Source organism: Bacillus sp. 7884-1, assembly GCF_002272245.1.
Taxonomy (GTDB): domain Bacteria; phylum Bacillota; class Bacilli; order Bacillales; family Cytobacillaceae; genus Neobacillus.
In genome coordinates this window covers 1-4,547 of record NZ_NPDD01000074.1, presented here as the reverse complement: position 1 = coordinate 4,547, position 4,547 = coordinate 1, and the positions used below count along the sequence as shown (strand labels likewise).

The 4,547-nt window shown below is 38.0% G+C and carries 6 protein-coding genes and 1 pseudogene; 4 read left to right on the top strand and 3 right to left on the bottom strand.

Annotation, left to right across the window (positions count from 1 at the left end; all coding sequences use genetic code 11):
- Nucleotides 1-78: 78 nt before the first annotated feature.
- The gene (locus tag CHI06_RS09910; RefSeq protein WP_095248389.1) at nucleotides 79-579 is read right to left on the bottom strand and encodes a phosphatidylglycerophosphatase A family protein; all 501 of its coding nucleotides are present in this window, start codon (nucleotides 577-579) and stop codon (nucleotides 79-81) included.
- A gap of 205 nt (nucleotides 580-784) precedes the next feature.
- Between CHI06_RS09910 and yutH the strand changes: the two genes are divergently transcribed.
- Nucleotides 785-1,795 (top strand): spore coat putative kinase YutH, encoded by a 1,011-nt coding sequence (gene yutH / locus CHI06_RS09905; RefSeq protein ID WP_095248388.1) that lies wholly within the window; start codon nucleotides 785-787, stop codon nucleotides 1,793-1,795.
- 44 nt (nucleotides 1,796-1,839) lie between these two features.
- Here the strand turns inward: yutH and CHI06_RS09900 are convergent.
- Nucleotides 1,840-2,064: pseudogene (locus tag CHI06_RS09900) on the bottom strand (NifU family protein); the annotation flags it as partial.
- Nucleotides 2,065-2,233: 169 nt separating this feature from the next.
- Between CHI06_RS09900 and CHI06_RS09895 the strand changes: the two are divergent.
- Entirely contained in the window at nucleotides 2,234-2,560 is a 327-nt protein-coding gene (locus tag CHI06_RS09895) for a YuzD family protein (protein WP_095248387.1), read from the top strand.
- Between the two features lie 41 nt (nucleotides 2,561-2,601).
- Here CHI06_RS09895 and CHI06_RS09890 read toward each other — a convergent pair whose 3' ends face one another.
- Nucleotides 2,602-3,669, bottom strand: coding sequence for an NAD(P)/FAD-dependent oxidoreductase (locus CHI06_RS09890; protein WP_095248386.1), 1,068 nt, complete (start codon nucleotides 3,667-3,669; stop codon nucleotides 2,602-2,604).
- Nucleotides 3,670-3,911: 242 nt separating this feature from the next.
- On the opposite strand from CHI06_RS09890, the gene CHI06_RS09885 reads away from it, so the two are divergent.
- Both CHI06_RS09885 and CHI06_RS09880 read left to right on the top strand, forming a co-directional pair.
- On the top strand, nucleotides 3,912-4,151 hold the full coding sequence (locus CHI06_RS09885; RefSeq protein ID WP_095248385.1) for a YuzB family protein: 240 nt from the start codon (nucleotides 3,912-3,914) through the stop codon (nucleotides 4,149-4,151).
- Between the two features lie 145 nt (nucleotides 4,152-4,296).
- Nucleotides 4,297-4,547: HesB/IscA family protein (locus tag CHI06_RS09880; RefSeq protein ID WP_095248384.1), on the top strand; the 251-nt coding region annotated here is incomplete at its 3' end.

Sequence of the window (4,547 nt, the reverse complement as noted above, 5' to 3'; positions counted from 1 at the left end):
CCGCCGGCTCGTCTTATGCCTGTCGCCCCTAGGAAAAATTGAACTGCATTTTTCCCTGGTCAAGGCGCTTCCGCTTTTCTACTCCACATGTGCAGCACGGTGAGCAAGTCTGCTTGATGCAGCTGCAGCAATTGCACCGATGATGTCATCTAAAAATGTATGGCACTCACCAGTTGATTTATCATTTAAACGGGCTAAGATACCAGGCTTTTGCTTATCGATATAGCCATAATTCGTAAAGCCAATGGATCCATACACATTTACGATGGACAATGCTAGTATTTCATCTACGCCATATAGACTTTCATCCGTTTTAATAATCGATTGAATGGGTTCTTCCAGCATATTTTTCTCAGCTAGCATATCGAGCTGGATTCCAGTAATGATGGCATTTTGGACCTCTCGTTTAGCAATAACGCGCTCTACATTTGCAATACAGTCTTCCATTTTTAAATTTTCATGGTATTTTTCCTGTAAAAAGAAGACTAAATCAGCAATATCCTGAATTTCTACGCCTCTTTCTTTAATCCATCTACGGGCTGTTTCCTCTGTTAAATCCATTTTTTTATCTTCTGCCATCCATTTATCACCTTTTCCTTGGAATTTTCATTATTCTTAATTCATAACATATGAAAGCTAAATTGAAAAGGAACGAACCATCACCCTTCTTACAGATTTCTCCTATAACGATTTTCTTATACTTTTTATTACGTAAGAAGACAACAAGTTTTTTGGGCTACTACATATATATGACATAAGAGTAGAAAAGAGAAGAGGTGGAAGCTTGCTGCAAAAATTACTTGAAAATAAATATGGAATACAGGTAGATGAATACGTAAAGCTAGATTCCTATGATGCATTGAGAAGTAATGGCTGGCTATATTTAGTTGCCAAATCTGACGGAAGAGAAGCTGAAGATATTGATGAACTTGAGAAAATTGCTGACCATTTAAGAAAAAATGGAGATTCTCATGTTCCATCCTTTTTACAATCTAACGAGGGAGGCTTAATTACCACCTGGGAGGACCATCAATATTGTGTTCTGGCAAATCGACAAACTGACAAACAGGTAAAAGTAAAATTAGGAAGAAAATTAGCTAAATTTCATGAACGCGGAAAAACAGTGCCATTTAAAATCGAGAGGACTAGCCGAATTGGGCAATGGAAACAATTGTGGGAAAAGAGGCTGGACCAAATTGAAAAGGTATGGAGTGAGCTCTTGTATCAAACACCTGAGGATGATTTTGAACGAATGTTTATTGATTCATTTCCCTATTACATTGGACTAACGGAAAATGCTATCCAGTATTTGGTCGATACTGAGCTGGATGATGAACCAAAGGAATCGGATAGTGGAACCGTATGCCATGAACGTTTTTCAAATGGCTCTTGGGGAGCTAGTTATTACATTAAGGACCCCTTTGATTGGGTTTTTGATCATCGCAGCCGTGATCTTGCAGAATGGACGAGAGAGCGATATTTCAGAAATACGCAAACCTACGAGATTGATGTGAGACAGTTTTTTGGTGATTATCAAAGCATTGTCCCTTTAACCTCTTTTTCGTGGCGGCTACTATTCTCACGCTTATTATTTCCGCTGCATTACTTTGAGTGTATTGAAAATTACTATATCACTCGTTCGGAGCAGGAAAAGAAACTCCTTGAAGAGCAGTTAAGTAAGATGTTAAAGCAATCAACAGAATATGAGCGTTTTCTAGGCAACTTTTATCATACGGTCGGAGCACCCTTGAAACCATTGAATATTCCATTGTTAGATTGGTTAACCAAAAGATAATAAAAAAGCGATTGCTCTTTGTTAGCAATCGCTCTTTATCGTTATTAAAATACTTGTTCTACTTCAACAACGCCAGGAACTTCTTCTAATAGTGCTCTTTCAATTCCTGCTTTTAAGGTAATTGTTGAGCTCGGGCAGCTACCGCATGCACCTAGTAAACGAAGTTTCACAATACCATCCTCAACATCAACTAATTCACAATCTCCTCCATCGCGAAGAAGAAATGGACGTAATTTATCTAATACTTCCTGAACCTGCTCAAACATTTCTTGTACTTCTTGTTCTGCCATACTTATCGTCTCCTTCCTCCTTATATTATAATGTCAATGGAGGGAAAAATCCATTATCATGAAATGGGAATTCGCACATTTACAACCATATTTTTATGTTTAATTGTTTAAATGTTGTAAAATAGAAGAAAAAACAAGGATGGATGGAATGTCAAATACTACAGTTGAAATTATCCTCTATGGTGCAGAACAATTATGCCCAAGCTGTGTGAATTTACCCTCATCAAAGGAAACATTCGAATGGCTAGAGGCGGCTATTGCTAGGAAGTTCCCAGAGCAGCCCTTTATAATGACCTATGTTGATATTTATCAACCACCTACTGACAGTGAAAAAGAGAACTTTGCCAAACGAGTCATTGAAGAAGATTTGTTTTATCCTGTTGTAGTAATTAAAGATAAGATTGTCGGTGAAGGCAATCCGCGACTAAAAACAATTTTTAACGAGTTGGAAAAGTATGGGTACAAAGCAATTTAAAAGAAGCATTCCAGATTATGCTGGAATGCTTCTTTTTTCAATCAACCATTATGGTACTTGTAGAGCCAGAGTACTCCAGATTTTAACAGACGGGCAACCCGGCCTGTAATGGCTCTGTCTGCCATCATTCCAAAACCATGTTTCTTACCGAGAGAACCTAGAACCCCTTTTAATTTAATTGTTGGGAATTCTGTCGGAGGCTCCTCGCCATTCCAGCGCTTTTTCAACACTTCGACGATTTGCTCCGCTTGTCCCTCTGCTAATTGAGCACTTGGGGCATGTGGGAGACTTGCACAATCTCCTAAAATAAAAACGTTCTCATCATTCGGTAAATGATGACGAGGTGTAATAATGAGCCTGCCTGAACGGTCCATTTCTTCCCCTAATTCACGAACAACCTTATTCGCTTGGATACCAGCGGTCCAAACAATCACATCACAGGAAAGCGGCTCATCATGGTTGTAAAGCAAATTTTCCTCCACTTTTGTGATATTAGAATTGCCAATAATTTCAACATTATTTTTATGAAACCAATTCTCAACATATTTACTTAAACGGTCAGGAAAGGCAGGAAGAATGTGCTTACCGCGATCGAATAGTTTAATTTTTAAATCATCCCGGCTTTCGCTCAATTCACTGGCAAGCTCCACACCGCTAAGCCCTGCACCAACGATACCAACAACAGACCCAGGTCCTAAATTGTTTAATACTGAATAGGTCATACGGGACTTTTCAATGCTCTGAATGCTGTAAGTGTATTGATCCGCACCTGGTACACCATGATACTTGTCCTCGCAGCCTAGACCAATGATTAAGTCGTCATAGCTAATGGGCTCGGAATCTTTAATCAAGACCTTTTTATTGTCTTTTTCAATTCCTGTAACTTCCCCATATTTAATCTCTAATTGAGGGTGTTCTGGAAAAGAAACACGTAACTCCTTATCGGAAACAGTTCCTGCCGCCAAGGCATAATATTCCGTTTTCAAACAGTGGTATGGAACGCGGTCAACAAGTGTAATTCTTACATCCTCAGGTAAATTGTTTGGAAGAAGTTCACTCAAAATCTTCATTCCTCCGTATCCTCCACCGAGAATTACAAGGTTTTTCATTTTTTATTTCCCCTTTGTGTACACCAGTAATCATAATTTTTTTGGTAAGAATATGAGACCTAGCAAGCTAGGTTAAGATAAAAATAATTGTAATATAGCCTTTAAATCCATTAAGAGTATATCTGAAATATGACAAAATAACAACACATATAACAATTTTATTGACAGATTCACCTGAAACATGGTATTTGACTCGACTAAAGAAAGATAGTAGGATAATAAGTTGTGGAGAGGTGATAGCCATGTATAAACCCATTATTGAATTTTGTATCAGTAATCTCGCAAGCGGTGCTCAAAAAGCACTGGAAAAGTTAGAAAAAGACCCGAATCTCGATATTATTGAGTATGGATGTCTCGGTTATTGCGGAAAATGTGCTTCCACCCTTTACGCACTTGTTAATGGGGAAGTCGTTACAGGAAGTACACCGGATGAACTTGTTAATAATATTTACCAATACCTAGATGAGAATCCTATGTTTTAATATAAAGTTGTACAATAGGGGAGCGTATATCGCTTCCTTATTTAATTCTAATCATATAATACTCAATAGGAACGTATTAGTTGAGTCATGAAGATACAGTGTATATACTATTAAGAAAGACCTCAAATAAAGGAGGAAGAAATCTATGAGTAACGATGCAGTTATTATAACGGAAGCCGCGGCACTTCAAATAAAAGAAATGATGAAACACAATGAAGAAGAAGGTGCCCTATTACGAGTTAGTGTAAAGGGTGGAGGCTGCAGTGGTTTGTCATACGGTATGGGTTTTGATCATGAAGTGAAGGAAGAGGATCTGCATTTTGCACAGCATGGAATTCAAATTCTTGTGGCTAAAGAAGATGCCTCTATTTTAAATGGTACAAAAATTGATTATAA